Source organism: Streptomyces sp. Ag109_O5-10, assembly GCF_900105755.1.
In the GTDB taxonomy this organism is placed as follows: Bacteria; Actinomycetota; Actinomycetes; order Streptomycetales; family Streptomycetaceae; genus Streptomyces.
Genome location: NZ_FNTQ01000001.1, coordinates 6,721,671 through 6,748,029 on the forward strand (window position 1 = coordinate 6,721,671; position 26,359 = coordinate 6,748,029).

General features: G+C 71.3%; 21 protein-coding genes, 1 tRNA gene and 2 pseudogenes. 12 read left to right on the plus strand and 12 right to left on the minus strand.

Annotated features, from left to right (window positions below; genetic code table 11):
- The first annotated feature begins 5 nt into the window (after positions 1-5).
- The 4 genes from BLW82_RS30675 to BLW82_RS30690 all read left to right on the plus strand — a co-directional run bounded on the left by BLW82_RS30675 (position 6) and on the right by BLW82_RS30690 (position 3,987).
- On the plus strand, positions 6-629 hold the full coding sequence (locus BLW82_RS30675) for a TetR/AcrR family transcriptional regulator (protein ID WP_177233126.1): 624 nt from the start codon (positions 6-8) through the stop codon (positions 627-629).
- A gap of 179 nt (positions 630-808) precedes the next feature.
- Positions 809-1,861 (plus strand): endonuclease/exonuclease/phosphatase family protein, encoded by a 1,053-nt coding sequence (locus tag BLW82_RS30680; RefSeq protein ID WP_093503749.1) that lies wholly within the window; start codon positions 809-811, stop codon positions 1,859-1,861.
- Between the two features lie 148 nt (positions 1,862-2,009).
- Positions 2,010-3,233 (plus strand): MFS transporter, encoded by a 1,224-nt coding sequence (locus tag BLW82_RS30685; protein ID WP_093503750.1) that lies wholly within the window; start codon positions 2,010-2,012, stop codon positions 3,231-3,233.
- A 139-nt stretch (positions 3,234-3,372) separates the two neighbouring features.
- Positions 3,373-3,987: a Uma2 family endonuclease gene (locus BLW82_RS30690; RefSeq protein WP_093503751.1), complete on the plus strand. Its 615-nt coding sequence runs from the start codon at positions 3,373-3,375 to the stop codon at positions 3,985-3,987.
- A 191-nt stretch (positions 3,988-4,178) separates the two neighbouring features.
- Here the strand turns inward: BLW82_RS30690 and BLW82_RS30695 are convergent, their stop codons facing one another.
- Positions 4,179-4,697, minus strand: a complete 519-nt coding sequence (locus BLW82_RS30695; protein WP_256216014.1) for an aldose 1-epimerase — start codon at positions 4,695-4,697, stop codon at positions 4,179-4,181.
- A 427-nt stretch (positions 4,698-5,124) separates the two neighbouring features.
- Here BLW82_RS30695 and BLW82_RS30705 point away from each other — a divergent pair, with 427 nt between their 5' ends.
- A complete protein-coding gene (locus BLW82_RS30705; RefSeq protein ID WP_256216015.1) occupies positions 5,125-5,739 on the plus strand; it encodes a DUF6461 domain-containing protein in 615 nt (204 codons plus the stop codon).
- 64 nt (positions 5,740-5,803) lie between these two features.
- Here the strand turns inward: BLW82_RS30705 and BLW82_RS30710 are convergent, their stop codons facing one another.
- Entirely contained in the window at positions 5,804-6,160 is a 357-nt protein-coding gene (locus BLW82_RS30710; RefSeq protein WP_093503752.1) for an ATP-binding protein, read from the minus strand.
- An 11-nt stretch (positions 6,161-6,171) separates the two neighbouring features.
- Here BLW82_RS30710 and BLW82_RS30715 point away from each other — a divergent pair.
- Positions 6,172-6,510: pseudogene (locus BLW82_RS30715) on the plus strand (Scr1 family TA system antitoxin-like transcriptional regulator); the annotation flags it as partial.
- Positions 6,473-6,767: pseudogene (locus BLW82_RS30720) on the plus strand (DUF397 domain-containing protein). The pseudogenes BLW82_RS30715 and BLW82_RS30720, both read left to right, overlap by 38 nt.
- Positions 6,768-6,843: 76 nt before the next feature.
- Here the strand turns inward: BLW82_RS30720 and BLW82_RS30725 are convergent.
- Positions 6,844-6,915: transfer RNA gene (locus tag BLW82_RS30725), tRNA-Gln, on the minus strand.
- A 405-nt stretch (positions 6,916-7,320) separates the two neighbouring features.
- Here BLW82_RS30725 and BLW82_RS30730 point away from each other — a divergent pair.
- Together BLW82_RS30730 and BLW82_RS30735 are read left to right on the plus strand one after the other, a co-directional pair.
- On the plus strand, positions 7,321-7,800 hold the full coding sequence (locus BLW82_RS30730) for a hypothetical protein (protein ID WP_093503753.1): 480 nt from the start codon (positions 7,321-7,323) through the stop codon (positions 7,798-7,800).
- A 137-nt stretch (positions 7,801-7,937) separates the two neighbouring features.
- A complete protein-coding gene (locus BLW82_RS30735; RefSeq protein ID WP_256216016.1) occupies positions 7,938-9,683 on the plus strand; it encodes a S8 family serine peptidase in 1,746 nt (581 codons plus the stop codon).
- A 131-nt stretch (positions 9,684-9,814) separates the two neighbouring features.
- On the opposite strand, the gene BLW82_RS30740 is transcribed toward BLW82_RS30735, so the two are convergent.
- From BLW82_RS30740 to BLW82_RS30755, 4 genes are all read right to left on the minus strand, one after another.
- Positions 9,815-11,761 carry a S53 family peptidase gene (locus tag BLW82_RS30740; RefSeq protein WP_093503755.1) on the minus strand — a complete coding sequence of 649 codons (1,947 nt, stop codon included), beginning with the start codon at positions 11,759-11,761 and terminating at the stop codon, positions 9,815-9,817.
- Positions 11,762-12,046: 285 nt separating this feature from the next.
- Entirely contained in the window at positions 12,047-12,685 is a 639-nt protein-coding gene (locus BLW82_RS30745; RefSeq protein WP_093503756.1) for a DUF305 domain-containing protein, read from the minus strand.
- Between the two features lies 1 nt (position 12,686).
- The gene (locus BLW82_RS30750) at positions 12,687-13,358 is read right to left on the minus strand and encodes a DUF3105 domain-containing protein (RefSeq protein ID WP_093503757.1); all 672 of its coding nucleotides are present in this window, start codon (positions 13,356-13,358) and stop codon (positions 12,687-12,689) included.
- A 177-nt stretch (positions 13,359-13,535) separates the two neighbouring features.
- A complete protein-coding gene (locus BLW82_RS30755; RefSeq protein WP_093503758.1) occupies positions 13,536-14,966 on the minus strand; it encodes a serine hydrolase domain-containing protein in 1,431 nt (476 codons plus the stop codon).
- 284 nt (positions 14,967-15,250) lie between these two features.
- Here BLW82_RS30755 and glnA point away from each other — a divergent pair, with 284 nt between their 5' ends.
- Positions 15,251-16,612: a type I glutamate--ammonia ligase gene (glnA, locus tag BLW82_RS30760; protein ID WP_093503759.1), complete on the plus strand. Its 1,362-nt coding sequence runs from the start codon at positions 15,251-15,253 to the stop codon at positions 16,610-16,612.
- A gap of 36 nt (positions 16,613-16,648) precedes the next feature.
- Here glnA and BLW82_RS30765 read toward each other — a convergent pair whose 3' ends face one another.
- From BLW82_RS30765 to BLW82_RS30780, 4 genes are all read right to left on the minus strand, one after another.
- Positions 16,649-17,815, minus strand: a complete 1,167-nt coding sequence (locus tag BLW82_RS30765; RefSeq protein WP_256216017.1) for a PP2C family protein-serine/threonine phosphatase — start codon at positions 17,813-17,815, stop codon at positions 16,649-16,651.
- A 100-nt stretch (positions 17,816-17,915) separates the two neighbouring features.
- On the minus strand, positions 17,916-18,935 hold the full coding sequence (locus BLW82_RS30770) for a TolB family protein (protein WP_093503760.1): 1,020 nt from the start codon (positions 18,933-18,935) through the stop codon (positions 17,916-17,918).
- On the minus strand, positions 18,932-20,209 hold the full coding sequence (locus BLW82_RS30775) for an MFS transporter (RefSeq protein WP_093503762.1): 1,278 nt from the start codon (positions 20,207-20,209) through the stop codon (positions 18,932-18,934). Before BLW82_RS30775 ends, BLW82_RS30770 begins: the two co-directional genes overlap by 4 nt.
- A gap of 1 nt (position 20,210) precedes the next feature.
- A complete protein-coding gene (locus BLW82_RS30780) occupies positions 20,211-21,083 on the minus strand; it encodes an alkaline phosphatase family protein (protein WP_177233332.1) in 873 nt (290 codons plus the stop codon).
- Positions 21,084-21,244: 161 nt separating this feature from the next.
- Between BLW82_RS30780 and BLW82_RS30785 the strand changes: the two genes are divergently transcribed.
- Positions 21,245-22,171: a DUF72 domain-containing protein gene (locus BLW82_RS30785; protein ID WP_093503766.1), complete on the plus strand. Its 927-nt coding sequence runs from the start codon at positions 21,245-21,247 to the stop codon at positions 22,169-22,171.
- Between the two features lie 43 nt (positions 22,172-22,214).
- Positions 22,215-25,208, plus strand: coding sequence for a bifunctional [glutamine synthetase] adenylyltransferase/[glutamine synthetase]-adenylyl-L-tyrosine phosphorylase (locus BLW82_RS30790; RefSeq protein WP_093503768.1), 2,994 nt, complete (start codon positions 22,215-22,217; stop codon positions 25,206-25,208).
- Here the strand turns inward: BLW82_RS30790 and BLW82_RS30795 are convergent.
- Positions 25,196-26,329 (minus strand): sensor histidine kinase, encoded by a 1,134-nt coding sequence (locus tag BLW82_RS30795; protein ID WP_177233127.1) that lies wholly within the window; start codon positions 26,327-26,329, stop codon positions 25,196-25,198. The genes BLW82_RS30790 and BLW82_RS30795 overlap by 13 nt on opposite strands.
- Positions 26,330-26,359 lie beyond the last annotated feature (30 nt).

Below are 26,359 nucleotides of genomic sequence, written 5' to 3' on the forward strand. Positions count from 1 at the left end.
ACGACGTGACGCTTGCCGACAGCGGACCGCGGTCCATCACTCCGGCCCGCGGCCGCCCCCGCAGCGAGGCGGTGGAGATCGCCATCCTGGAGGGCGTGATGAAGCTCCTGGAGGAGGGCGTCCCGCTCGCCGAGCTCTCCATCGAGCGGATCGCCCGGACCGCCGGTGTCGGCAAGGCCACCATCTACCGCCGCTGGAACGGCAAGGAGGAACTCTTCGTCGACGTCATGCGCGCCGCCGAGCCCCCCGACCCCGAACTCCCCGGCACCTCCATGCGCGACGACCTCGTCGTGCTGCTCGAGTCGCTGCGGCAGCGCGGTCTGATGAACCGTTCGTCGGCCATCCTGCACAACGTGTACGCCCAGATGAAGAGCAGCCCCCGCATCTGGAACGCCTACCACACCAACGTCGTCACCCCCCGGCGTGAACTCGGCAAGGAAGTGCTGCGCCGGGGCCAGCGCAACGGCGAACTCCGCGCCGACATCGACGTCGACCTGGCCAACGACATGTTCACCGGACCGATGCTGCTCAGGGCCATCCTGCGGCCGGACGCGGAACTCCCCGAGGGCCTGGCCGAACAGATCGTCGACGCGGTGCTGGTGGGCCTGGGCCCCGTCCCGTCGCCCTAGCCAGTGTTCGCGTTTCGTCACAGACCCCGCCGACCCGCCGGTAACCGGAACCCCTTCGCTCGGCTTGTTCGTCATCCTCTTCCGTACGGCCGTCATGTGACGGCGGGAGAGGAGCCGATCATCCCCTAGGGTCGTAACCGGGGGACGACGGTGTGCACGGCAGGTTGTGAGGCAGGCGTATGGCGCAGCAGGCGTACATGACGGAGACGGACAACGGCGGCTCGGGACCCGAGCGGCGGGGAGACCGGTTCCGGCGCCTGGTGGAACGGCTGCTGAAGGGCTGGCGAAACGATCCGCGCATCTGGCGCCGGGGCATCGTCACCGCCGTGGTGGCGCTGCTCCTCGCCGGGGTGATGCTGCTGCACTCACGCATCCCCAACGCCGTCGGCAACCTCGGCAGTCTCACCGAGACCTTCCTGCCCTGGCTGGGCCTGTTGATCCCGATTCTGCTGGTCATCGGCTTCCTGCGCAGGTCGGCGACCGCGTTGATCGCCGTCCTCCTCCCGGCGATCGTCTGGCTGAACCTGTTCGGCGGGCTGCTCACCGACAAGCAGGGCAGCGGCGGCGACTTCATGGTGGCCACGCACAACGTCAACGCCGACAACCCCGACCCGACCGGCACGGCCGACCGGCTCGCCTCCTCGGGCGCCGACGTGCTCGCCCTGGAGGAGCTGACGGCGACGGCCGTACCGGCGTACGAGAAGGCGCTGGCGTCGGCGTACAAGTACCACGCGGTCGAGGGCACGGTCGGCCTGTGGAGCAAGTACCGGCTGACCGGCGTGAAGGCCGTCGACATCAAGCTCGGCTGGACGCGCGCGATGCGTGCCACGGTCGCCACCCCGGACGGCCCCCTCGCCGTCTACGTCGCCCATCTCCCGTCCGTGCGCGTCAAACTGAACGCCGGTTTCACCGCCCGGCAGCGTGACACGAGCGCGGACGCGCTGGGTGAGGCCATCGCCGATGAGACGCTGCCCCGGGTGATCCTCCTCGGCGACCTCAACGGCACCATGAACGACCGCTCCCTCAACGGCGTCACCTCGCAGATGCGCTCCACGCAGGGCGCGGCGGGCAGCGGCTTCGGGTTCAGCTGGCCGGCCGCGTTCCCGATGGCCCGCATCGACCAGATCATGGTCAAGGGCGTGGAGCCGGAGAGCTCGTGGACCCTCGCGAGGACCGGCAGCGACCACCTCCCGATCGCGGCCCGCGTGAGTCTGACCACATCGGGATCGTAAAAACTCCAGGTCAGCGGCCCATTCCTGGCTTTGTAAGGACAATCGGGCGCCGCGCCGTAACCTGGCGGAATACTGGGGCTGGGACACTTTGTTCCGTAGCTGAACTTATAACGCACGGAACCCCGCTCCCCGAAAGGCGAAGCCCTTCATGCCTCTGGCCCTGCTCGCCCTGGCCGTCGGCGCTTTTGGTCTCGGCACCACCGAGTTCGTGATGATGGGCCTGCTGCCCGACGTCGCCGACGACCTCCACATCTCGATCCCCGCCGCCGGCCACCTGGTCTCGGCGTACGCCCTCGGCGTCGTCATCGGCGCCCCGCTCCTGGCCGCCCTCACCGCGCGCCTGCCCCGCCGCAGGGTCCTGATCTCCCTGATGGCCCTGTTCGTCGCGGGCAACGCGCTCTCGGCCCTCGCCCCCGGCTACGACTCCCTGCTCGCCGCCCGCTTCCTCAGCGGCCTCCCGCACGGTGCCTTCTTCGGCGTCGGCGCGGTCGTCGCCACCGGCCTGGTGGCACCCGAGCGCAAGGCCCGCTCGGTCTCCCTGATGTTCATGGGCCTGACCGTCGCCAACATCGCGGGCGTCCCGGTGGCCACCCTCATGGGCCAGCACCTCGGCTGGCGGGCGACCTTCCTGGGCGTGAGCCTCATCGGCGTCGCGGCGATGGCCGCGGTGTTCTTCCTGATCCACCCCACGCACGCCCCCGCCCCCGCCTCCGGTCTGCGCGGCGAAATCACCGCCCTGCGCTCCCTCCCGGTCTGGCTGGCCCTCGCCACCACGGTCGTCGGCTTCGCCGCCCTGTTCTCCGCGTACAGCTACATCACCCCGATGCTGACGGGCGCCGCCGGTTACGCCGGCTCGGACGTCACCCTGCTCCTCGCCCTCTTCGGTGTCGGCGCCACCATCGGCAACCTCGTCGGCGGCCGCCTCGCCGACCACGCGATGCGCGGCACGCTCTTCGGCGGCCTGGCGTCGATGGTCGCGGTACTGCTGCTCTTCCCGGTCCTGATGCGAACGGAGTGGAGCGCGGCCCTGGCCGTCGTCCTGCTGGGCGTCGCCGCCTTCGTCACCGGCTCACCGCTCCAGTTGATGGTGATGGAACGCGCCTCCGCCGGCCCCTCCCTCGCCTCCTCCGCCAACCAGGCCGCCTTCAACCTCGCCAACGCCGGCGGCGCCTGGATCGGCGGCGTCGCCCTGGCCGCGGACTTCGGCGTCACCTCCCCGGCGATCGCGGGCGCGGCCCTCGCCGTCCTCGGCCTGGGCGTGGCGAGCGTGGCGTACGCGGTGGACCGGCGCAGGGTGGTGCCGGCACCGGGCCGCGAACGCGTGATCGCCTCCCACGTCCCGGAAGCCACCGACCTGGCGCACTCCTCCTGACGGCCGGTGTCCCGGCCGGCCGGTGTCGCATGTCCGGCCGGGACGGTGGTCCCTTTCGGGTGACGCGGTTCAGACGGGACGTCGGCGGCCCGGTCTGCCTACGATGATGCTCTCGACACCAGCCCCTGGGAGGCACGCGATGTCCGCCGCAGCCATCGAGCAGCCCTTCGACGACGAGCCGTTCTCGCTCACGGCCATCGCCGAAGAGATCATGGAACGGCATCCGGGCTACCGAGTCGAGATCATCGGAGGCCACCTCCTCGTGACCCCATCACCGGATGCCCCTCACGCCCGCGCCCTGACCAAGCTCATGCGCCCCTTCATCGAGTCAGGGCTGGACGACGGCGACACCGAGGTCCTCCAGAACGTCGGCCTCTGGCTGCCCACCGGAGCCGAGGACTACGCCATCCCCGACCTCGCGATCGTGGACGCCGACATCGACGGCCACCTCGTCGAGAACAACGCGTACGACCCCGTCTGCTTCCGTCTCGTCCTGGAGGTCACCTCCAGCAACTGGAAGGACGACCTGAAGACCAAGGCCGTCGCCTACGCCCAGGCCAAGGTCCCGGTCTACGTCGTCGTCGACCGCAAGCACCAGCGCGTCCACGTGCTCACCGATCCCACCGGGGAGAAGTACGAGCACCACAGGCCGTACTCGCCCGGCGAGACCGCTACGCTGCCCGACTCGATCGGTGCCAAGGTCACCCTCGACGTCGACCAGATCCTCAAGGCCGCGCAGAGGAAGACCGACTGATCAGCCGGCGTCGGCCGGCTGCGGTGCACGCACCAACAGAGCGAGCAGGATCGGCACGGCAACTCTCCCCAGAGAAACGGCACTTGAGCCAGAAACTCTCCGGGGCCCCCAGGGGCGGCAAGAACACCCCAGCTTCCTTCCCCGAACCCCTCACAACCCGGCCGGGGTCGGCACCCCGCACGGTCGCCGGATCAGGGAGCGTCCGCTGAGGCCGCGTACGTGACGCCGAAGGCGAATGCACGGCTTTCGCCCGGTTCCAGGGCGAGGGCGGCGGTTTGGTCCGGGCGGTTGAAGGCGTCGGTCATCGTCTCGACCGGTTCGAGGGCGACGGCGGCGCGGCGGTCGCGGGCCAGGGTGTCGCCGGTGAAGACGTGCGGGTAGCCGCTGTGCTGCCAGACGCGCAGTTCCTCGCCGGTCGCGGGATCGGCCAGTACCGTCTCGATCCGGCCGCCGGGGCCGGGGGCGAGGTCCGCGTAGCAGGCGTCGATGACCGCGCCGCCCAGTCGTCTCGGCACCCGGAAGTCCATGTCGGGGCGGTCGTCCAGGGGGATTCGGGCGTCCTCGCCGGGCAGCGGGATCAGGGCGGCGTCGGTGCGGATCAGGGTGTGCGCGGGGATGCGCAGGGTCAGGTCGTCGATGGGGCGGGACAGGGTGAAGTACGGGTGCCAGCCGGTCGCGTAGGGATCGGTGGTGTCGCCCACGTTCGTCACACGGACGCGATCCTCGTCTCCGCGCTGACCTGCGAACGCCTGGGCGCCGACCCGCCCACGGCCCTGCTCCGCCCCACGTCGCCCGCCCAGGCGCCCCTGGAGACGACGGACCTGACGTTCCCCGAGGGCACCCGCGGTACGGGCACGGACGGTTCGGCGCCGCGCCCGATGCAGCCGACCGTGAGCTGACCGGGACACCGGCGGGGAGCTGCCCGGGACACCGCCCGGGAGCTGACCGGGACGGACGCGAGCCGTCCCGATCAGGAGTGTGGGCAGGTGCCCGGAGCACCCGGCCACTTCTGCACCCAACGCCAGGGGCATACGGCGCTCCTGCACCGATCGGCGCGGCTTCCGGAGGGCTTGTGGTGCAGATGGCCGTCATGGTGACGAGGCCGTGCGGCAAGATGAGGACGTGAACAATCGCGGTGTGCGCTGGCTGGCGGAGTCCGAGTGGCAGAACAGCGTTACCTTCGCCCGCGGGATCACGCCGGACGAGCTAGCTGTCCGGCTCGGTGCTTCACCGGGCGGTGCGAAACCGCTGGTGACCGCCTGGGAAGCCGTCGGGCTTCTCACCGAGGCAGACATCGGCGTCGCACGGGTGGGGGAAGCGCAGGGGTGGGCTTTCGCCGCCGAATACGGGGAAGCCCCCGGGACGAGGCACGACATCCTTAAGAGGATTTCGCGCAACGGTGTCGAGGCGGTGAATCTCGATCCCCAGGCATTCCATCCGCCTCCCTTCTTCTCCTACGCAGCCGACGGTGAGTTGCTGTGCTCGTTCGGTCTTGGCGAGGAACGGAGACGCTGGGGATCACAGCCGGATCTTCTCCAGCAGGAGCTTAAAGCGGCGGGCATCATCCTCCCGACGGGTGATTACCTTCGGGTGAGCGGTGCACGGTACAGCCCGCGGCTCGCCATGTCGCTAGGTGTGATCGAAATGCATTTCGGTATCTCATTGCCGCGCGATCTGCTGGAGGACGGCAGGCTACCGCTCGTACTAGTCAGCGGAAGCGCTTCCCTCGACTCGCTAACCGACAGCGTTTGAAAACATGAGGTGGTAGGCGTCCGCCTTTTTCCTGCCACCACCGGAGGCGAGATGCGTGGTCGGCTCAGTTGCCCAGTTCGCACCAGACCGTTTTGCCGGCCGGGTGCTCGTGGACGCCCCAGCGGTTGGTCACTGCGGTGAGGAGGGTCAGGCCTCGGCCCGACTCATCCGTTTCTGTGGCCAACAGGAGGAGAGGCAGGGCCCGTGGGTCGGGATCCGTGACCTCGATGCGAGTTCGGCCATGGGTCTGTCCATCGGTCACCCGAACCGTCACCGGTGTTCCCTCGCCCACATGGTCGATCACGTTGGTCAGCAGCTCCGTTGCGCACAGGCGGATGTCGAAGCTGTGGGAGCTGAGGGAGCGGCGTAGCTCCGGTACGGCCTCGGGAGTGGCCAGGAGGCGGAATTCGAGGTGCTTCATCCCTCGGTCTGGTCCAGGCCCGTCTCGCCCGTGCGCGCCTCTTCGACGAGGACCACTCCACCCCGGAGTACTGGGCGATCCTGCAGGAGTCGCTGCTCACGGACGCGACCCTGCCGCCGGGGGAGATGGCCGAACAACTTGACCGCGTGGCGGAGTTGGCCGGGCGTTGCCGGATCGTTCCGCAGATCGTCCCGCGGAGGACCGGGGCGTATCCCTTGATGGCGACCTCCATCAAGGTCATGACGTTCCCCGACGCGCCGCCGCTGGTCTACACGGAGGCGTCCCTGGCCATGATCGAGGCGGCGGCAGGGGATTACCGAAAGGGCAAGCAGCCGGATCGACTTGAGTGACGCGCTCTGGTTCAAGAGCAGCTACAGCAACGGTGACAGCGGTGACTGCGTCGAGGTCGCGAGCGACTTCCCCGGCGCCGCCCGTTGGCGCAAGTCGAGCTACAGCAACGGTGACGGTGGCAACTGTGTCGAGGTCGCCGACGGCTTCCCCGCCCTCGTCCCCGTCCGCGACTCGAAGACCGCCCCCCCACGGCCCCACCCTCCTCCTCGCCGCCACCGCCTGGACCCCCTTCGTCGACTTCCTCAAGTCGGCGTAACGCAAAGGGGGCGTGAGGTCACCAGGACCCCACGCCCCACCGTACCGGCAGCAGATCACCGGCGTGTCCGTGCTTGCTGGGATACCAGGACTCGAACCTGAACTAACGGAACCAGAAACCGTCGGGCTGCCAATTACCCCATATCCCATTCACCCCGAGGGCCGCGGGAGCTCGGCCGGTCGGGCGCTGCCCTACCGCGTATCGCTGTAAGGCCTTGCCCAATCTATCCGCGCTCTCCGTGATGCCTGGTGATGTGCCGGGAGTGTCGAGCGGAATTCTCGGGTCCCCGAAGCCCCCTGCCGCCGCCGCGGCGCCGGCGGTGAGTGAGTGCCGCCCGCACGGGTCGTTCGCCGCCTTCAGCAGCAGTTCATCCTGCCGCGTCCCTGGCCGGTTCGCCGGTCACCGGGGCCGATCGGGCGATTCCTCGCCCCGAGTGGCTCGCCGAATTGTGGGGTGCTCCGGTATCACCGTAGCTTCAACATGTCGGAATTATTCCGAAAAGGTCAACAAAATCCCATATGTTGATCTTCCTGTAACATCGAACGGAGCATCCATGTCGGTGATGACCGGTACCCCGCCTCTGCAGCAGTTCGGCCAGCAGTTCGGCCAGCAGATCGCCGGGCCGCAGCAGCAGCTCGCGCAGGTCGTCCAGCAGTCCATCCAGCAGGCCTGCCAGCAGGCGAGCCAGCAGATCGCGCAGCGCATGCAGCAGACGCTGCAGCAGATCCAGCAGGTCCAGCAGCAGCTGCAGCAGCAGGGCATCGCCCACCTCGCCCACCCGTACCTGGCCGTCGCGCTGCACACCACGCTGGTCCAGGGCGTGCGCAGCGCCGTGGAGCAGTCCGTGCAGCAGGCGCTGCCGACCGCGATCCTGACGATGCTGCAGCAGAGCCACCAGGGTCAGCAGGGCGGCCAGCAGGGCCAGCAGAGCCACCAGCCGTGGGGCGGCGGCTTCGGCCAGCAGTACCCGCAGCAGTACCCGCAGCCCGGCTTCGGCTACGGCCAGATGGGTCTGCCCTTCGGCATCGGCTGACACAAGGCAGGCAGTGCGCTGTGCGGTGTGCCCGGGATCGATTCCCGGGCACACCGCACAGCCGCGGAAGGCGCCGGCCGCTCGTCATGCGCGACAGAAGCCCAAGAACCTACGCAGACATGGTTAAGGTGGATGTAATGGTCAAGGACAGGCCCGGAAGCAAGCCCCGGAGCAACCGCCAGAGCGAATCCGAGGGCGCGGGGACCGGCGGGCCGGGCCCCGAGGAGAAACCGGGGCCACGCAAGAAGGGCGGACCGTCATCGATCGCGGTGCAGCCGCGCCGGTCCCGCTACATGGTGACCCCGCTGCCGCGGCAGTTTCTGCCCGTGGGAGTGCCCGAACTCGACATGGACGCGGTGTGCGACCATCTGGAGCGGATGCCCGAGGTCACGGTGGTCCGCAGACTCAGCCCTTCGGACAAGCTGCAGTCGGCGGGCGTGCAGCCCTCCTGCCCCGAACTCGTGCTCGTCGAGGCCGCCGAGGCCCAGGTACCGGCGATGCAGTCGCTGCATGTGCACATCGAGCCGGATCTGCCGCTGTCCGCAGCCCTGCCCGTTGCCACGCCGACCGCGGGGATGCTGTCGTTGTGCGACCCGGGGCTGGTCATGCCGCTGGAGGAGCCCGTGGAGGTCTCGGTCCGCGTCTGCGGCCCGGACGGCGAACCGCTGGTCGGTGCAGGGGTGTTCCTGATCGGGGCGACATGGCCGAGCCAGGGCCTCACCGGCCCCGACGGGAGGGCCACCCTCACCCTGGCGACGGAGACCGTGGAGTCCATCCAGTCCCTGTACGTCCGGCCCGCGGGCGGCTACACCGACCTCTGGGTCCACCGCCCCGACCTGTCGGGGACCCAGGACAACCTCGTCACCCTCACCCCGCTGTCCAAGGTCTACCCGGAACTGGAACAGCGGCAGAGTTACGGCTGGGGCCAGCAGGCCATGCGGCTGGACCGGCTGCCGCCCACGTTCCGCGGCTTCGGCATCAAGATCGCTGTCATCGGTACGGGCGTAAGTGCCGACCACCCCGACCTGAAGCAAGGGGTGCGCTCCGGTGCCGACTTCGTGCGCGGCACGAAGGAGGGCTGGGCCCACGACCCGGTCGGCACCGGCACCCACGCGGCCGGCGTCATCGCCGGGGCGGACACCGGCAAGGGCATCATCGGCATCGCCGTCGACGCCGAACTCGAGGTCTGCCAGGTCATGCCCGACGGCCACTTCAGCGACCTGATCGCCGCCCTGGACGACTGCATCGAGCACGAGGTCGACATCGCCCACATCCAGGTGGCGACCCCGTACCCCTCGGCGCTGGTCTCCCGCAAACTCGCCGATGCCACCGCGGCGGGCATCGCCTGCATCGCTCCGGCAGGCGACAGCGGCGGACCGGTCTCCTTCCCCGCCTCGCTGCCCACCGTCCTCGCCGTGGGTGCTCTGGGAGCCTTGGGCACCTATCCGCCCGACACCTCCCACGCCGCCCACATCGGGCCGCAGCTGAGCCCGGAAGGGCTGTTCGCCGCGCCGTTCAGCTGCCACGGACCCGGGGTGAATGCGGCCGCCCCCGGCGTTGCGGTTCTCTCCTGCTCCCCGGACGGCGGCTATACCGCCCTCGACGGTACCGGCACCGCGTCTGCCCACATCGCGGGCCTGGCCGCGCTCGTGCTGGCCCACCACGAGGACTTCCACGGCCGGCTGCTGCCTCGCGGACCCGGCCGCGTGCAGCACCTGTTCGAGATCATCGCCGCCAGCTGTCGCCCACTGGCCGCACCGGGAACACTGGACGCGGCCCGCACCGGGCACGGCCTGCCCGACGCCCTCACCGCACTCGGCCTGGCCCCCGGCATGCAACTCGCCCCAGCCCTGACCCCCTTCGCCCCCTCCATGACCGGGTAGATCCCTCTCACGGCTCGAAGCCGGTCACTCCCGGGCCAGGGCACCCAGTCCTCCGCCCGGCGTCACACAAAGGGGCGTGAGGTCACCAGGACCCCACGCCCCTCCGCTCAGCGGATCAGCAGCTCAGTGCGTCAGCGCTTGTTGCGGTACGACGTCACGTAGCCGCCCGCCGGGGTGCCGACGCCGGTGACGTCGTCGTAGCCCTTGACCGCGGACAGGGAGCTGTCCTTGCCGAGGCTGCGGACCGAGGTCAGCAGGCCGTTGGTGGCGTCGTAGCCGTTGGCGAAGTCGACGCGGGCGACCGCGAGGTCCTTGCCGGTCGGCTTGTCCGTGACGTCGTGGTAGACCTTCGTCCCGTACTTGGAGTAGATCAGCGGGTTGGCGAAACCGATCGCCTTGCCGCGCGCCTCCTGGGCGAGGGCCTGGACCGCGGCGATGACCGGCGCGGCCAGCGACGTGCCGCCGATGCGGTACTCGCTGTACGCCTCGGTGCCGTCCGCCTGGGTCTGGGTCTGGCCGACCTTGAACCCGGTGTTGGGGTCGGCGATCGCCGAGATGTCCGGGACCACGCGGTTGCCGGTGCTGCTGTTGGCCTTCGCGAGGGAGTCCGGGACGACGCCCTTCTGGTAGTACGGCTCGTTCACCGTCTTGCTGGTGCCGCCGCCCGCGCCCGAGGTGAACGGGCCGGGGAAGCCGGTCCAGCTCTTGCCGTCGGCCGACAGCGAGGCCTTCTCGGTGCCCCAGCCGGTCTCCCACAGGTACTTGTCGCCCTTGCCGACGGCGAGGGAGGTACCGCCGACCGCGGTCACCCAGGCGGAGTTGGCCGGGGTGTCGACCTGCTTCGTCTTGGTGTTGGCGACCTCGTCGCCGTTGTCACCGGAGGAGAAGTAGAACCCGATGCCCTGCACCGCGCCCAGCTGGAAGACCTGGTCGTAGGCGGCCGCGATGTCCGGGGTCTCGTTGCCCTCGATGTCGCCCCACGAGTTGGACACGATGTCGGCGAGGTGGTTGTCGACCACCTTGCTGAGCGCGTCCAGCAGGTCGCTGTCCTGGCAGGACGCGGCGCCCACGTAGGTGACGTCGGCGTCCGGCGCGACCGCGTGCACGGCCTCGACGTCGAGGGTCTCCTCGCCGTACCAGCCGGAGGCGTCGCACTCGTCGGCGCCGGTGTTCGTGTAGTTCGCCGGCAGCGCCTGGTGGAGCTGGCTCGTCTTCCACGCGGCGTCGCCGTGCGCCTTGGCGTAGGTGCCTGCGTCGAAGGCGATGGTCGGCGAGGCGAACGCGTCGGTGATCGCGACGCGCACGTGCTTGCCGGTGTACTTGCCGGCGCCGTAGGCGGCCCGCAGCTGCTTGCCGGTGTAGCCCTGGATGGCGTACGGGATCTTCGTGCCGTACGCGTCCGGCAGCGTGCTCGCGATGTTCGAGCCGAAGTACGAGGAGAACGGCCCGGCGTTCTTGAACACGGCACCGGGGGGCGGCAGCGTGTCGTCGTGGGTCGCCTTGTGCGGCGCGTTGTCCAGGCCGGTGACGGTCAGGACGGCGTCGCTGACGGAGGCCGGCACGGTCGCCGTCGCCGCCGGGGCGCGGTACGTCTTCGAGCCCTTGGCGTAGTTGTGCAGCTGGATGCCGAACGCCTTCTCGGCGGCGGACACGTCGCCGGAGACGGCGATGTAGTGCTGGGTGACCTCGGTGACCTTCAGGCCGGACGAGGTCAGCCAGGCCTTGACGGCCTTCACCTGGGCCTTGGTGGCCCCGTAGCGGGCCTGTACCTGCTTGGCGCTGAGGTACTTGCCGTACAGCGGCGAGCTGGGGTCGGACACCGCCTTCGCGTAGGCTGCGAGGCCCTTGGCGTCCTGGCCGGCCAGGTAGACCCTGGCATTGAGCTGGGCGCTGTTCGAGGTGGCGCCCTTGTCCGCCCTGGCCGTGGCCCAGGTGGGCTTGGTGCCCTTCAGGGTGTCACGGGCCGGGCTGTCCGCGGCGTGCGCCGCGGGTATGCCGAGTGCGAGTGCGCCGGCGATCATCGGCAGTGTCGCTGCCATGCTCACGCTGGCCCGCACCTTGGCACGGTTGGATCTCATACTGCCCCCTGCTATGCGGTTCGACGCATGGAGTGGTCGGTCATCCGTGTTCACCAGGAGGCCTGCGGCGGGACGGCCCGTGAATGGATCACACGGTCGACGTCACTCTTTCGGTGAACCGTTCATGCCAGGGGAATGAAAAACCCAAGGAAGTCCCAAGTGAGCGTTGATTAGGGGCTTTTGGTCGTGTTTCGACGGCGCACAGAACATTACAGATCGGTTGCGATTGTTGTTGAATGCTTGCGGTGCCGTTAAGTCGACAAATCGCCCATTGTGCACAGGGGTTCAGTCGCGCGGCTTCGCGCCCCGCTCCGTCAGCATCTGCTTCATGGTCGTCAGCTCCGACTGCTGCGCGTCCACCATGCCCTGGGCGAGGCTCTTCTCCACCGCGACGGTGCACTTGGCCACGCACCCCTCGGCCATGTGGATGCCGCCCTTGTGGTGGTCCGTCATCAGCTGGAGGTAGAAGATCTCCGCCTGCTTGCCGTTCAGGGTCCCGAGCTTCTTCAGCTCGGTGTCGGTCGCCATGCCCGGCATCAGCGAACCGTCCCCGCGCTCGGGCATGTCACCCATGCCCATCCACGACATCGGCGGCTTCGCCGACACCTTCGGCAGGTCCCACAGGGTCAGCCAGCCCAGCAGCATGCCGCGCTGGTTGGCCTGCGTCTGCGCGATGTCGTAGGCGAGCCGCCGCACCTCGGTGTCCGTCGTGCGGTCGCGGATGATGTACGACATCTCCACGGCCTGCTGGTGATGGACCGCCATGTCCCGCGCGAACCCGGCGTCCGCCCCGTCCGCGCTCGGGACCTTCAGACCGCTGCCGCCACCGCCGTCGCCGTCCTCGGCCACCGCGTAGGTGATCGCGCCGGCCGCGACGAGCACCGCGGCCGTCGCCCCGGCGACCCAGCCGATGTGCTTCCTCACGTCACATCGTCCCGCCGGTGCAGGAGGCCCCCGGCTCCGGGGTCTGCTTGCCCTGCACGTACGTCTCGAAGAACTTGCCGACCTTCGGGTCGTCCGCGCTCGTCACGCTCAGCTGGTGCCCCCAGGCCGACAGCTCGATCGGCGAGGTCTGGTCCGCGTACGGGCTCATCAGCGAGTACGGCGTCGCCTTCACCTTCGCCGCCAGCTTGTCCACGTCGGACTTCTGCGCCTTGTCGGTGTACGTCACCCAGACCGCGCCGTGCTCCAGGGCGTGCACGGCGTTCTCGTCCTTCACGGCCTTGGTGTAGACGTCGCCGTTGCAGTTCAGCCACACGGGGTTGTGGTTGCCGCCGACCGGCGGGTGCATCGGGTACTTCACGGTCCCCGTGACGTGGGTGCGGGACAGCTTGCCCGTCCAGGTCCGCACGCCGTCGCTGCCGGTGACGAAGTGCCCGGAGTCCCCCGAGCCGCCCTTCGCGTCGCTCGCGCTGTCGCTCTTGGCCGACTGCGAGTTGACGAGCACCACGGCGCCGACGACCAGACCGGCGACGACCACGACGCTCGCGCCGATCGTCAGGAACCGGTTGCGCCGCTCACGGGCCTGCTCGGCCCGCCGCATCTCCTCTATACGTGCCTTGCGGGCGGCGTTGGTGCTCTTCTTGGCGGTAGCCATGGGCCGTGTCCTTCATGGAGGAAAGGGACGTGGAGGGTGAGGCCTGCTGATCGTAATGGGGGAGATGGGGTCAGCCGTAGGCAGGGCGCGGGAAAGTCCTGTAAAGACCGGGGTCCGACAGGAAACCGATAATTTGAAGGACGGATGCGGCGGACCGCGAGGATGCGGAGGGCCGGTTCATTGGTCCCGGTGGCGGGGCGCCCCCATGGCGCGCAGGGGCAGTGGCTGCAGTGGCCGGGTGTGCCAGCGCGCGGTGAACCGGCGGTCGTCCAGGGAGCAGGTCAGCGTGAGCCGGTGCGGGGTCTCCAGGAAGATCACGTCCGCCTCCAGCGTGCCGGCGTCCGTCCAGCCACCGCTCACCGCGGTCGGGACCGGTTCCTCGGCGATGCTCCACTCGCCCTCCGCCAGTCGCAGTCCGATGCGGTGGCCGTCCTCGACGAGCGTGAGGCGCGTGCCGTCGGCACCTGTCGCGACCTGCACGGACGTCACCCGGGCCGGCGGCTCCGCGGGGGTGAACGCGACGGCCGTCCACTCCTCGGCCCGCTCGGTGGGCGCGGGCTTGCCCGCGGCCGGCGGCAGCGCGAGCCCCGCGAGCCGTTCCGCGAGCGCGGCGTCCGTCCGCTCCCGGCCGGACAGCGGGCCGGGCCCGAAGGCGGGCAGCAGATGCTCCCAGACCAGGTCCAGCACCTGCTGCATCCGCTCGGTCGCCGCGGTGATCGCGATCACGGCGTCGTGCTCGGGCAGCACCACGCAGAACTGCCCGTACGCTCCGTCACCGCGGTAGCCGTGCCGGGACATCCAGAACTGAAGGCCGTAGCCCTGCTTCCAGTCGGCCCCGCCCGCGGCACCGTCCGCGTGGGAGACCTGCGCACGGGTGGCCTCGGCCACCCAGTCCCCGGGCAGCAGGCGCTCGCCCTCCCACATCCCGCCCTGGAGGTACAGCAGGCCGAGCCGGAGGACGGCGTCCGTGGTGGCGTGCAGGCCGGTGAAGCCCACTTCGCGCCCGGCCCGGTCGCGCTGCCAGAGCGCCTCGCCGATGCCGAGCGGTTCGAACAGGCGAGGGCGCAGGTAGTCGGTGAGCGACTGGCCCGTGACCCGCTGGACGATCGCGGCGAGTGTGTAGGTGGTGGGCTGGTTGTAGGCGAAGACGGTGCCCGGGTCTCGGTCCGGCGGCAGCAGAAGGAAGCCGCGCACCAGGTTCGCCCGGTCGACGGCGAGCGCGCGGTCCAGGGTCTCCGCGACGTGGCCGCTGGACATCGACGCCACGTGCCGTACGAGCATCGCGCGGCTGCGCGGATCGGTGATCTCGGCTTCGAGTTCCGGGAAGTACGAGAGCACCGGGTCGTCCAGCCGGATCAGGCCCTCGGCGGCGGCGAGGCCGGCGGCCGTCGCCGTGAAGCTCTTGCTCAGCGAGTAGAGCAGGTGGAGACGGCTCTCGGCGTACGGTGCCCACCAGCCGGCGGCGACGACATGGCCGTGGCGCAGGACCATCAGGCTGTGGGGTTCCACGCCGGGCGCGGCTTCGAGGGCGTCGAGGAAGGCGTCGACACCGTCGGCGTCGACGCCCTGGGCGGCGGGGGCGCTCCGGGGCAGCGGGCGTGCACTCATGCGGGCATTCTCCTGGCCGCCCGCCGTGACCGCGACGGTGCGTCGCGATCCCATGGCCGGGCCGGGAAACCGGATCGGCCATTACGGATGTCGGTCCGAGCAGGCAAGATGGGCGGCAGGGCAGGACACCTGCCGGACGAGAGCCGTTCGGACCGAGGTCGCCGGCGCGATCAAGGTGCGCAACGCGCGTGAAATGCTGTTGTGGTGTGATGCTCAGGTGCCCGACCGCCTCCTGCGTGACAGGAAGACAGGCGGCCTGACCAGCAAGGATGGGGAAGCGGAAGATGGACAAGCAGCAGGAGTTCGTGCTCCGGACCTTGGAGGAGCGCGACATCCGGTTCGTACGCCTGTGGTTCACGGACGTGCTGGGCTTCCTCAAGTCCGTCGCCGTGGCCCCGGCCGAGCTTGAACAGGCCTTCGACGAGGGCATCGGCTTCGACGGCTCCGCCATCGAGGGCTTCGCCCGCGTCTACGAGTCCGACATGATCGCCAAGCCGGACCCGTCCACCTTCCAGGTCCTCCCGTGGCGCGCGGAGACCCCCGGCACGGCCCGCATGTTCTGCGACATCCTCATGCCGGACGGCTCCCCGTCCTTCGCGGACCCCCGGTACGTCCTCAAGCGCGCCCTGGCCCGCACCTCCGACCTCGGCTTCACCTTCTACACCCACCCCGAGATCGAGTTCTTCCTCCTGAAGGACCGCCCGCTGGACGGCTCCCGCCCGACCCCGGCCGACAACTCGGGCTACTTCGACCACACGCCCACCAACGTCGGCATGGACTTCCGCCGCCAGGCGATCACCATGCTGGAGTCGATGGGCATCTCGGTCGAGTTCTCCCACCACGAGGGCGCTCCCGGCCAGCAGGAGATCGACCTGCGCTACGCCGACGCGCTCTCCACGGCGGACAACATCATGACGTTCCGCCTCGTCATGAAGCAGGTCGCGCTGGAGCAGGGCGTCCAGGCGACCTTCATGCCGAAGCCGTTCTCCGAGCACCCCGGCTCCGGCATGCACACCCACCTCTCCCTCTTCGAGGGCGACCGCAACGCGTTCTACGAGTCGGGCGCGGAGTTCCAGCTCTCCAAGGTCGGCCGCTCCTTCATCGCCGGCCTGCTCAAGCACGCCGCCGAGATCTCCGCGGTCACCAACCAGTGGGTGAACTCCTACAAGCGGATCTGGGGCGGCTCCGAGCGCACGGCCGGCGCGGGCGGCGAGGCCCCCTCCTACATCTGCTGGGGCCACAACAACCGCAGCGCCCTGGTCCGCGTCCCGATGTACAAGCCGGGCAAGACCGGCTCGGCGCGCGTCGAGGTCCGCTCCATCGACTCCGGCGCCAACCCGTACCTGGCCTACGCCGTCCTCCTCGCCGCCGGCCTCAAGGGCATCGAGGAGGGCTACGAGCTCCCGCCGGGCGCCGAGGACGACGTCTGGGCCCTCTCCAACGCCGAGCGCCGCGCCATGGGCATCGAACCCCTCCCGCAGAACCTCGGCGAGGCCCTCACCCTCATGGAGAACAGCGACCTGGTCGCCGACACCCTCGGCGAACACGTCTTCGACTTCTTCCTGCGCAACAAGCGCCAGGAGTGGGAGGAGTACCGCAGCGAGGTCACGGCCTTCGAGCTGCGGAAGAACCTGCCGGTGCTGTAGGTACGGGTAGCCGCGTGGCGGGGGAGCCGGCGCTCGTCAGGACGCTCTTCCGTCACGCTGGAGGACGATCATCGCCAGGTCGTCGTCGAGGCGGCCGCCCGTGAACGCGCGGACGTCCGTCGCGAGCTGTTCGACGAGCCGGCCGGGTGCCTGGTCCGCCCAGGCCGCGGCGCGCTCGGCGAGCGGGTAGAAGTCGCCGTCCGCGTTCCGGGCCTCGCTGACGCCGTCCGTGTACAGGACCAGCCGGTGGCCGTACTCGAACGGGAAGGTCGCCGGTGCGTAGCAGCCGCCGGCGCTCTCCGCGCAGTCCACGCCGGCCGGCCACACGCCGAGCCCGAGCGGGGGCGACGGATCCGGGACCGCCAGCGCCAGCGCCGACCTGGTGCGGCCGCGCAGCAGGAGGGGCGGCGGGTGCCCGCAGCTGATCAGGTGCACCACGGGCTCGTCGTCCGGGATGTCCATGACGGCGGCGGTCACGAAGCGCTCGGTGGCGTCCTCGCCCGGCTCCGAGAACTCCGCGAGCCCCCACCGGACGGCGTCCTCGATGTAGGCGACCAGCTCCGGCAGCGGGATCCGGCGGTGTGCGGCGGCACGGAAGGCGCCGAGCACGATCGCCGTGTCGCTGATCGAGGGGAGCCCCTTGCCCCGGACGTCCCCGATGAGCAGCCGCGTGCAGCCGGGGACCCGGGCGGCGGCGTACAGGTCGCCGCCGATGGCCGTGTCCGCCTCGGCGCTGCGGTAGTGCGAGGCGAGGGAGACGGGTCCGGCCTGCTTCGGCAACGGCCGCAGGACGACCCGTTGTGCCGCGTCGGACACCGAGCGCACCCTGACGAGTTCCAGCTCCCGGCGGTCCCGCAGGCGGGTGAAGAGGACGAAGAAGACGCAGACGGCGCAGAGCGCGGCGAGTTCGACGAGAACGTTCTCGGTGACCAGGACCCGCCGTTCCAGGCCGGCGCAGACGAGCGCGAGGACCGCCAGCGCCCCGATCAGCGCGGTGGCGCGGGGCCCGCTGCCGACCGCGGTGACCGCCACGGCGACGACGAGGAGGTGGGCGAGGTGGATGTCCGGCGGCAGGAACCAGTCCGCCACCGGGATCGCGACGATCAGCAGGAGAGGCCCGGCCAGCCGCAGCGGCCCCGGCGCGTAGCGGCGCCATGCCCGCATGGTGTCGACCACGGACGTCGAGATCGTGGCTGCGCTCACGTCGTGCTCCGGTACTCGTCTGCTGCTCCTGCTACAACCAACCCATGGTCGCATGCCGCCCATTCCCCCTATTCCGGAAATCGGAACGACGGGCACGGGGTCAGCCCACGTACGCCGGTGACACCGCCGAGACGCTGATCCGCCGCGCCGTGCCCGTGCCGTCCGCCGGGACCTGGTAGAGGTCCGCCCCGTAGTCGCCCGGCAGGGCGTAGACGACGGTGTGCGCGTCCTTCCACACCGCCTGGTCGTCGACGCTGCGGGTCTCGGCGAGCGGTGTCTCGCGCATCGTGCGGAGGTCGAGGACGTAGAGGTGCCAGGGCGCGTCCTTCGGCAGGCCCGGCACCCGCTTCTTGTACGCGATACGGGTGCCGTCGGGGGACAGCGACGGGCATTCCACGTTCGGGTGGAGGGTGGTGAGCGTGCGGGTGCGCAGGTCGCCCCGGACCAGGTAGGTCGAGCCCTTCGTCGCCAGGGTCGCGTAGAAGGTGCGGTCGTCGGACGCGAACGTCACGCCCCAGAAGTTGACCTCGGCGGACCGGTAGGGACGGCCGTCCCTGACGATGTGGAACGCCTCCAGGGAGGGGATCAGGGTGCCGGTGCGGGTGTCGGCGATCGCCGTGCGGGTCGAGACGTTCGTGCCGGCGTACGAGTCGCCGCCCACGAACGCCGTCCAGGCCGCGTAGTGCCCGGTGGGGGAGACCCGGGCGCGGGACGGGATGCCCGGCACGTCGTAGTGGGCCCGTTCCTTGAGGTGCGCGTCCAGGATCAGGGCGCGGTAGGTGTCCGAGACCGGGCCGTGGACCGCCTGGAGGCAGACGCCGGTGCCGGCGGCGGCGTAGAAGCGGAGGCATGTCACGCCCGAGGAGGTGCGCGGTCCGGCGGGGGCGGTGGCGGGGACCGTGGTCAGTTCGTCGCGGTGCGGGCCCCAGGCCATGTTGCGGAAGACCAGGTGACCGGGGGCCGTGAGGGTCACCGTCCCCGGGGTGACCTTCGGGCCGCCCGCCTGGGTCCGGTCGCGGCGCTCCGCCCGCGCGGAGGCGTGCAGGACCGAGGCGAGGGCCACGGCCGCGAGGACCGCGAGTGCCGAGAGGAGGATCAGCAGACGGGAGCGCAGGGTCATACGACGGCCTTCCGGACGGGGCGGAGGGTGAGGGCGTACAGCGCGCACACCGCCAGGGTCACCGCCGACACGCTCAGCGCCGTACGGTCGCCCCACAGCGTCCAGGCCGCGCCGAACCCCAGCGAGCAGGCGAACCGGGCCCCCGCCTGGCCCGTCTGGACCAGCGCCAGGCCCGACGAGCGCAGCGCCTCGGGGACGCTGTCGGAGGCGGCCGCCATCAGGACGCCGTCGGTCGCCGCGTAGAACGTGCCGTGCAGGGCCAGTACCGCGTAGGGCAGGGCCGTGCCGTGCCAGGACGTGAGCAGCAGGGCGTAGGCCAGGAGCAGGGCGCCGTGGCCGGCCAGGAAGACGCGCCGGCGGCCCCAGCGGTCGGCCAGGCGGCCCAGCGGGACGGCCAGCAGGAGGAACGCGGCCGCCGTGCCGAGCGGGAGCAGGGCGAAGCCGCGGTCCGGGACGCCGAACCGGCGCTGCAGCAGCAGGTAGACGAAGGAGTCGCTCACCGTCGCGAGGCCCAGGAGCAGGGCGCAGACGGTGATGCGGCGCAGGTCGCGGTGGGAGAGGAGGCCGAGCGCCGCACGCAGGGTGGGGCGGGCGGCGGGCACGCCGGCCGCCTCGGTACGGCCGCCGCCCGGTACGAACAGGACGAGGATCAGCACGCCCAGGACCGCCACGCAGAAGCTCACCGTGAAGACGGCGTCGTAGCCGTCCACGGTCGCCCGGAGGACGAGGAAGGCGGCCAGGGGGCCGAGCAGCGCGCCCGCCGTGTCCATCGCGCGGTGCACGCCGAAGGCCCGGCCCCGGGTCTCCGGGGTGCTGGAGAGCGAGATCAGCGCGTCCCGGGGCGCGGTGCGCAGGCCTTTGCCGGTGCGGTCGGCCGCCAGGACCAGGCCGATGGGGGTGAGGGTGTGGGCGATCAGCAGCAGGGGTCTGCAGAGGGCCGACAGGGCGTAGCCCGCGCCCGCCACCCACTTGTGGCGGCCGCCGCCGCGGTCGGCCAGGTGGCCACCGACCAGGCGTACGACCGCCGAGAAGCCGTTGTAGACGCCGTCGAGGAGGCCGAAGCCCAGCGGGGACAGGCCGAGGCCCGTCACCAGGTACAGCGGGAGGACCGCCGTGACCATCTCGGAGGAGACGTCCGTGACGAGGCTGACCGTGCCGAGGGCGAGGACGGTGGGCGCGATCGTGGAGCGGTACCGCCCGGCCCCCGCGGGCCGGGCGGTACCGTCCACGGACGCCGTCGCCGGAGTGCTCGCGCGGCTGTCCGCTACGTACACGTCAGGACGCCCAGATCCCGGTGATGTCGGACGAGGACGCCGCGTTGCCCGCGTGCGCGCTCAGGCCCTGGCTGTCCTCCAGGGTGCGCAGCAGGTCGTAGTGGTCGTACGTGGTGGACGAGGACGACCCCGCGGCGACCGGCTGGCCGTACAGGACGGTCGGGATGCGGTTGCCGGAGAGCTGGTTGTCCTCGTCCATGGTGACGACGAGGAGGCTGTTGTGGGTCTTCGCCCAGGTGGCGTACGCGCCCAGGTTGTTCTTCAGCCAGGTGTCACCGGTGGACACCGAGCAGTCGTGCATGTCGCTGCACAGGTTGGGGGTCACGAAGGACAGCTGGGGGAGGGTGGAGTAGTCGGTCGGGAACTGGGCGAACGTCTTTGCGGTCGACGTCGGGACGTTGCTGAAGCCGAACCACGGGTTGTGCTTGCGCGCGTAGTTGCCGCTGCTGCACGTGGTCGAGCCCTGGCTGGGCAGGCTCTCGTTGTAGCTGGCCCAGGTGCGGCCGGCCCCCAGCTGCTCGGAGGCCAGGTTCGCCGCCGAGGAGAAGCCGGGCGTGTAGCAGCTGTCGCTCGTGATGCCCTGGGTGGAGCCGGAGAACAGGGCGAAGTAGTTGGGCTGGCTCGGGTGGGTCTCGGCGTACATCTGGGTCAGGTTGGCGCCGCCGGACTTCAGCGAGTTGATGTACGGGGCGCTGGAGGAGCCGATGACCTGGCTGTAGGCGTGGTTCTCGAAGACCACGACGATCACGTGGTCCGGGGTCGGTACGGCACTCGCGGCGTGCGCGGACGCGCCGCCGAGCCCGGTCCACAGGCCGACGGCGGCTGCGGTGAAGGCGGTGGCGGACGCCACCGCCGTACGGGCACGGCGCAGCATCCCGGAACGTGCGGAACTGCCGGACACATCAACCTCCGGTGCTGGGGAAGGAAGTGAAAGGGTCGGGTGCGGATTGAGCATGCACATGACAAGGTTGCCACGGCTCGCGGAATCCGACCCCGCGGGTGAAGAGCCGGTGAACACCGGGTACTTGCGCCCCCATGGCACGCATCCTCGTGGGCACCTGTGGCTGGACCGACCGCGCCCTGGTGGCGAGCGGCTGGTACCCGCCCGGCCGGCGCGATCCGGAAGGCCGGCTGCGGCACTACGCCGGCCAGTTCCCCGTCGCCGAGGCCGACTCCCCCTACTACGCCCTCCCGTCCGCCCGCACCACCCGGCTGTGGGCGGACCGCACCCCGGCCGGCTTCCGCTTCGACGTCAAGGCGTTCTCCCTCCTCACCGGCCATCCGACCCGCCCGGCCGCGCTCCCCGCCGACCTGCGCGGCCGCCCCCGTGACGAAGGCCTGCGCGCGGAGGTCTGGGCCCGCTACGCCGAGGCCGTCGACCCCCTGCGACGCTCCGGCCGCCTGGGCACCCTCCTCTTCCAGTATCCGCCCTCCCTGCCTCCCGGACCCGAGGCGGAGGCGTTCGTGCGGACCGCCCGGGAGCGCGCCGGTGACTGGCCGTTCGCGGTGGAGTTCCGCGACCCCGCCTGGTGGCGCGGCGGGCGTACGACGGCGTTCCTGCGGGACCTGGACGCCACCGCCGTGGCCGTGGACACGGCCCCGGGCCTGCCCGGCTCCCTCCCCGCGACGGCCCGGGTCACCACCCCCCGGCTGGCGGTCGTCCGCTTCCACGGACGCAGCCCCCACTGGGGCACCGGCACCAAGGAGGACCGCTTCCGCCACACCTACACCGTCCCCGAGCTCACGGAGTGGCTGCCGCGCGTGCGCGCCCTGGCCGAGCAGGCCGAAGAGGTCCACGTCCTGTTCAACAACTGCTGCGCGGACAGCGCCGTGCGGGCGGCACGGACGATGGCGGACCTGCTCACGGCCCGGCTGCCGCAGCAGCGCGGCACCCCGCCCGCCGGGCGGCCGCCATGTCCCACCGACCGCGCGGCCGAAGCCGGTCCCGGCCGATCCGGCTAGGCTCGTCTGATCAGCACGACCGTGATCCCAGGGGAGGCCGTACATGACGCCGGGGCGCAGGAGCAGTACCTTCACGCGACTGCTGCGGCACGGCTTCACCGATGCCTCGGCCGCCGAGCGGCTGCTGGACAGCGTCGAGCTGGCCGCCGTACGCGACGACCCGGTGCTCCTCGAGGCCCTCGGCGCCACCGCCGACCCCGACCTCGCCCTGCACGGCCTGGTACGGCTCCTGGAGGCCCAGCCGGGACCCACCGCCCGCCGGGAGCTGCTCGACACCCTGATAGCGGCCAAGCCGCTGCGAGACCGTCTGCTCGGCGTCCTCGGCGCCTCCGCCGCCCTCGCCGACCACCTCGCCCGGCACCCGCGCGACTGGGAGGTCCTGGTCACCTACGAGCCCCGCGACCTGCACCCGGGCGTGGCGGAGTTCGAACGCGGGCTCGCCGAGGCCGCCGACCCGGTCGCCCTGCGCGTCGCCTACCGGCGCTGCCTGCTGTCCATCGCCGCCCGGGACGTGTGCGGCACGACGGACGTCGCCCAGACCGCCGCCGAACTCGCCGACCTCGCCACCGCCACCCTGCGCGCCGCCCTCGCCCTCGCCGAGGCCGCCGCGCCCGAGGACGCCGCCGCCTGCCGGCTCGCGGTGATCGCCATGGGCAAGTGCGGCGGCCACGAGCTGAACTACGTCTCCGACGTCGACGTCATCTTCGTCGGCGAGGCCGCGGACGACGCCGACGAGGCCAAGGCGCTGCGGTCCGCCACCAGGCTCGCCTCGCACATGATGCGGATCTGCTCCGAGACCACCGTGGAGGGGTCGATCTGGCCCGTCGACGCCAACCTCCGCCCCGAGGGCCGCAACGGCCCCCTCGTGCGCACCCTCAGCAGCCACCTCGCCTACTACCAGCGCTGGGCCAAGACCTGGGAGTTCCAGGCCCTGCTCAAGGCCCGCCCGGTCGCCGGCGACGCCGACCTCGGGCAGGAGTACGTCGACGCGCTCGAACCCATGGTCTGGAAGGCCGCCGAGCGCGACAACTTCGTCGCCGACGTGCAGAAGATGCGCCGCAGGGTCGTCGAGAACATCCCGGCCGCCGAGGTCGACCGCGAGCTGAAGCTCGGCCCCGGCGGCCTCAGGGACGTCGAGTTCGCGGTGCAGCTGCTCCAGCTGGTGCACGGCCGCACCGACGCCACGCTGCGCTCCGGCACCACCCTCGACGCCCTCCAGGCCCTCGCCGCCGGCGGCTACGTGGGCCGCGCCGACGCCGTCCAGCTCGACGACGCCTACCGCTTCCTGCGCTCCATGGAGCACCGCATCCAGCTCCACCGGCTGCGCCGCACCCACCTGGTCCCCGAGGACGAGGCCGACCTGCGCCGCCTCGGCCGCTCGCTCGGCCTGCGCACCGACCCGGTGACCGAGCTGATCCGCGAGTGGAAGCAGCACACCGGCGTCGTACGGCGCCTGCACGAGAAACTCTTCTACCGCCCGCTGCTCGACGCCGTCGCCCAACTCGCCCCCGGCGAGACCCGGCTGAGCGCGGAGGCCGCCCGGGAACGCCTCGAGGCGCTCGGCTACGCCGACCCCGCCGCCGCCCTGCGCCACCTGGAGGCCCTCGCCTCCGGCGTCACCCGCAAGTCCGCCATCCAGCGCACCCTGCTGCCCGTCCTGCTCGGCTGGTTCGCCGAGTCCGCCGACCCGGACGCGGGCCTGCTGAACTTCCGCAAGGTCTCCGACGCCCTCGGCAAGACCCCCTGGTACCTGCGGCTGCTCAGGGACGAGGGGGCCGCCGCCGAGAACCTCGCCCGCGTGCTGTCCGCCGGCCGGCTCGCCCCCGACCTGCTGATGCGCGCCCCGGAGGCGGTGGCCCTGCTCGGCGACGGCGACGGGGGCGGCCTGGAGCCGCGCGGCCGCGCCCAGCTGGAGCAGGAGATCCTCGCCGCCGCCGGCCGCGCCGACAACGCCGAGGACGGGGTGCGGGCGGCCCGTGGGGTGCGCCGCCGCGAGCTGTTCCGGACCGCCGCCGCCGACATCGTGGACTCCTACGGCACCGACACCAAGCCCGTCGAGGCCGACCAGGGCGCTCTCGTCGACCGGGTCGGCGGCGCGGTCTCCGACCTGACGGCCGCGACGCTCGCGGGAACCCTGCGCGCGGTGGTCAGGGACGGCTGGGGGGACACCCTGCCGACCCGGTTCGTCATGATCGGCATGGGCCGGTTCGGCGGCCACGAACTGGGCTACGGCTCCGATGCCGACGTCCTGTTCGTGCACGAGCCGCGGGAGGGCGTGGCCGACCGCGAGGCCGCCGACGCCGCCAACAAGGTCGTCTCCGAGATGCGCCGGCTGCTGCAGATCCCCAGCGCGGACCCGCCGCTGCTCATCGACGCGGACCTGCGCCCGGAGGGCAAGTCCGGGCCGCTGGTGCGCACCCTCAAGTCCTACGAGGCGTACTACCGCCGCTGGTCGCTGGTGTGGGAGTCGCAGGCCCTGCTGCGCGCCGAACCGGTCGCCGGGGACGAGGATCTGGGGCGCCGGTTCATCGAGCTGGTCGACCCGCTCAGGTACCCGGCGGAGGGGCTCGGCGAGGACGCGGTGCGCGAGATCCGGCGGCTGAAGGCCCGGATGGAGTCCGAGCGGCTGCCGCGCGGCGCCGACCCGAAGCTGCACACCAAGCTCGGACCGGGCGGCCTCTCCGACGTCGAGTGGACCGTGCAGCTGCTGCAGCTGCGCCACGGCTGGGCCGAGCCGGGGCTGCGCACCACCCGGACCCGGGAGGCGCTGGCCGCGGCCACCGCGGCGGGGCTGCTGGGGGCCGAGGAGGCCGCGATACTCGACGAGGCCTGGGTGCTGGCGACGCGGGTGCGCAACGCCGTGATGCTGGTGCGCGGGCGGGCCGGCGACACCTTCCCCAGCGAGAGCCGCGAACTCGCCGCCGTGGGGCGGTACCTGGGGTACGGGGACGGCCACGCCGGGGACATGCTCGACGCGTACCGGCGGACCACGCGCAGGGCGCGGGCCGTCGTGGAGGAGCTTTTCTACGGCGCCTGACGAGGCCCGGCACCCGCCGCGCCGGAGCCGGGCAGCCGGACGGTGGCGACGAGGCCGCCTGCTGGACGCGGCGCCAGGTCGAGGGTGCCGTCGTGCGCCCGGACGACGCTGTGCACGATGGCCAGCCCGAGGCCGACGCCGGCGTGCTCGTCGGTGCGGACGCGTTCCGTGCCGCGCCGGAAGGGTTCGGTGAGGGCCGGCACCAGCTCCGGCGGCACCGGACGGCCCGTGTTCTCGACCCGCAGCACGCTCGTGCCGTGCCGCCGTTCGGTGTGCACCGTCACGGTGCCGCCGGCGGGAAGGTTGTGGACGACGGCGTTCTGGACGAGGTTCGTCACCATCCGCAGGAGGAGCGGCGCGGAGCCGACCGCGTGCGCCGGCTCGCCCGTGACGTCGAGCGCGATCCCGCGCCTCTCGGCGAGGGGGAGCAGTGTCTCGGCGGCCTCCTCGGCGACCAGGGAGAGGTCGACGGGCTCGCGGTGGAAGCTCCTGCCGTCGGCGCGGCTGAGCAGCAGGAGGGCCTCGGTGAGGTCGATCGCCCGCGTGTTGACGGTGCGCAGGCGTTCGATGAGCTCGCCCCGGTCCCGCGTGGGGTCGTCGCGGGCGGCGTCGAGGAGCGCGCGGGAGACGGCCAGCGGGGTGCGCAGCTCGTGGGAGGCGTTCGCGGCGAACCGCTGCTGTTCGCCGACGTGGGACTCCAGCCGTTCGAGCATGGTGTCGAACACGTCGGCCAGTTCACGGAACTCGTCCCTGGGGCCCGTCATGCGGATCCGGTGGGAGAGCGATCCGCCCGAGGCCGTCCGGGCCGCGGCGGCGATCCGGGTGAGGGGTGCCAGCATCCGGCCCGCGAGGATCCAGCCGCCCAGCAGGCCGAAGACGAGCAGGAAGGCCAGTGCGGTGGCCGCGGCGGGCGCGAAGCCGTTCAGGAGGTCGGAGCGCTTGGGCCCGATGATGATCACGGCGCCGAACCGCTTCTGGATGGACCTGGCGTCGTCGTTCGGCACCCAGCGCAGCACGAACACCCACATCACGGCCAGCAGGAGAACGCCGGCGACGAGGAGGAAGCCGGCGTAGCTGAGGGTGAGCTTCAGGCGGGCGCTGAGGTTCGGGCGTCTGTTCACGGTGTACCCAGCGTAGGCAGGACGGGACAC

Excerpts from the sequence above, each read along its gene's own strand:
- BLW82_RS30680 (WP_093503749.1), top strand. The coding sequence starts at position 809 with ATGGCGCAGCAGGCGTACATGACGGAGACGGACAACGGCGGCTCGGGA.
- BLW82_RS30685 (WP_093503750.1), top strand. The coding sequence starts at position 2,010 with ATGCCTCTGGCCCTGCTCGCCCTGGCCGTCGGCGCTTTTGGTCTCGGC.
- BLW82_RS30690 (WP_093503751.1), top strand. The coding sequence starts at position 3,373 with ATGTCCGCCGCAGCCATCGAGCAGCCCTTCGACGACGAGCCGTTCTCG.
- BLW82_RS30710 (WP_093503752.1), bottom strand. The coding sequence starts at position 6,160 with ATGAAGCACCTCGAATTCCGCCTCCTGGCCACTCCCGAGGCCGTACCG.
- BLW82_RS30730 (WP_093503753.1), top strand. The coding sequence starts at position 7,321 with ATGTCGGTGATGACCGGTACCCCGCCTCTGCAGCAGTTCGGCCAGCAG.
- BLW82_RS30735 (WP_256216016.1), top strand. The coding sequence starts at position 7,938 with ATGGTCAAGGACAGGCCCGGAAGCAAGCCCCGGAGCAACCGCCAGAGC.
- BLW82_RS30740 (WP_093503755.1), bottom strand. The coding sequence starts at position 11,761 with ATGAGATCCAACCGTGCCAAGGTGCGGGCCAGCGTGAGCATGGCAGCG.
- BLW82_RS30750 (WP_093503757.1), bottom strand. The coding sequence starts at position 13,358 with ATGGCTACCGCCAAGAAGAGCACCAACGCCGCCCGCAAGGCACGTATA.
- BLW82_RS30755 (WP_093503758.1), bottom strand. The coding sequence starts at position 14,966 with ATGAGTGCACGCCCGCTGCCCCGGAGCGCCCCCGCCGCCCAGGGCGTC.
- glnA (WP_093503759.1), top strand. The coding sequence starts at position 15,251 with ATGGACAAGCAGCAGGAGTTCGTGCTCCGGACCTTGGAGGAGCGCGAC.
- BLW82_RS30770 (WP_093503760.1), bottom strand. The coding sequence starts at position 18,935 with ATGACCCTGCGCTCCCGTCTGCTGATCCTCCTCTCGGCACTCGCGGTC.
- BLW82_RS30780 (WP_177233332.1), bottom strand. The coding sequence starts at position 21,083 with ATGCTGCGCCGTGCCCGTACGGCGGTGGCGTCCGCCACCGCCTTCACC.
- BLW82_RS30785 (WP_093503766.1), top strand. The coding sequence starts at position 21,245 with ATGGCACGCATCCTCGTGGGCACCTGTGGCTGGACCGACCGCGCCCTG.
- BLW82_RS30790 (WP_093503768.1), top strand. The coding sequence starts at position 22,215 with ATGACGCCGGGGCGCAGGAGCAGTACCTTCACGCGACTGCTGCGGCAC.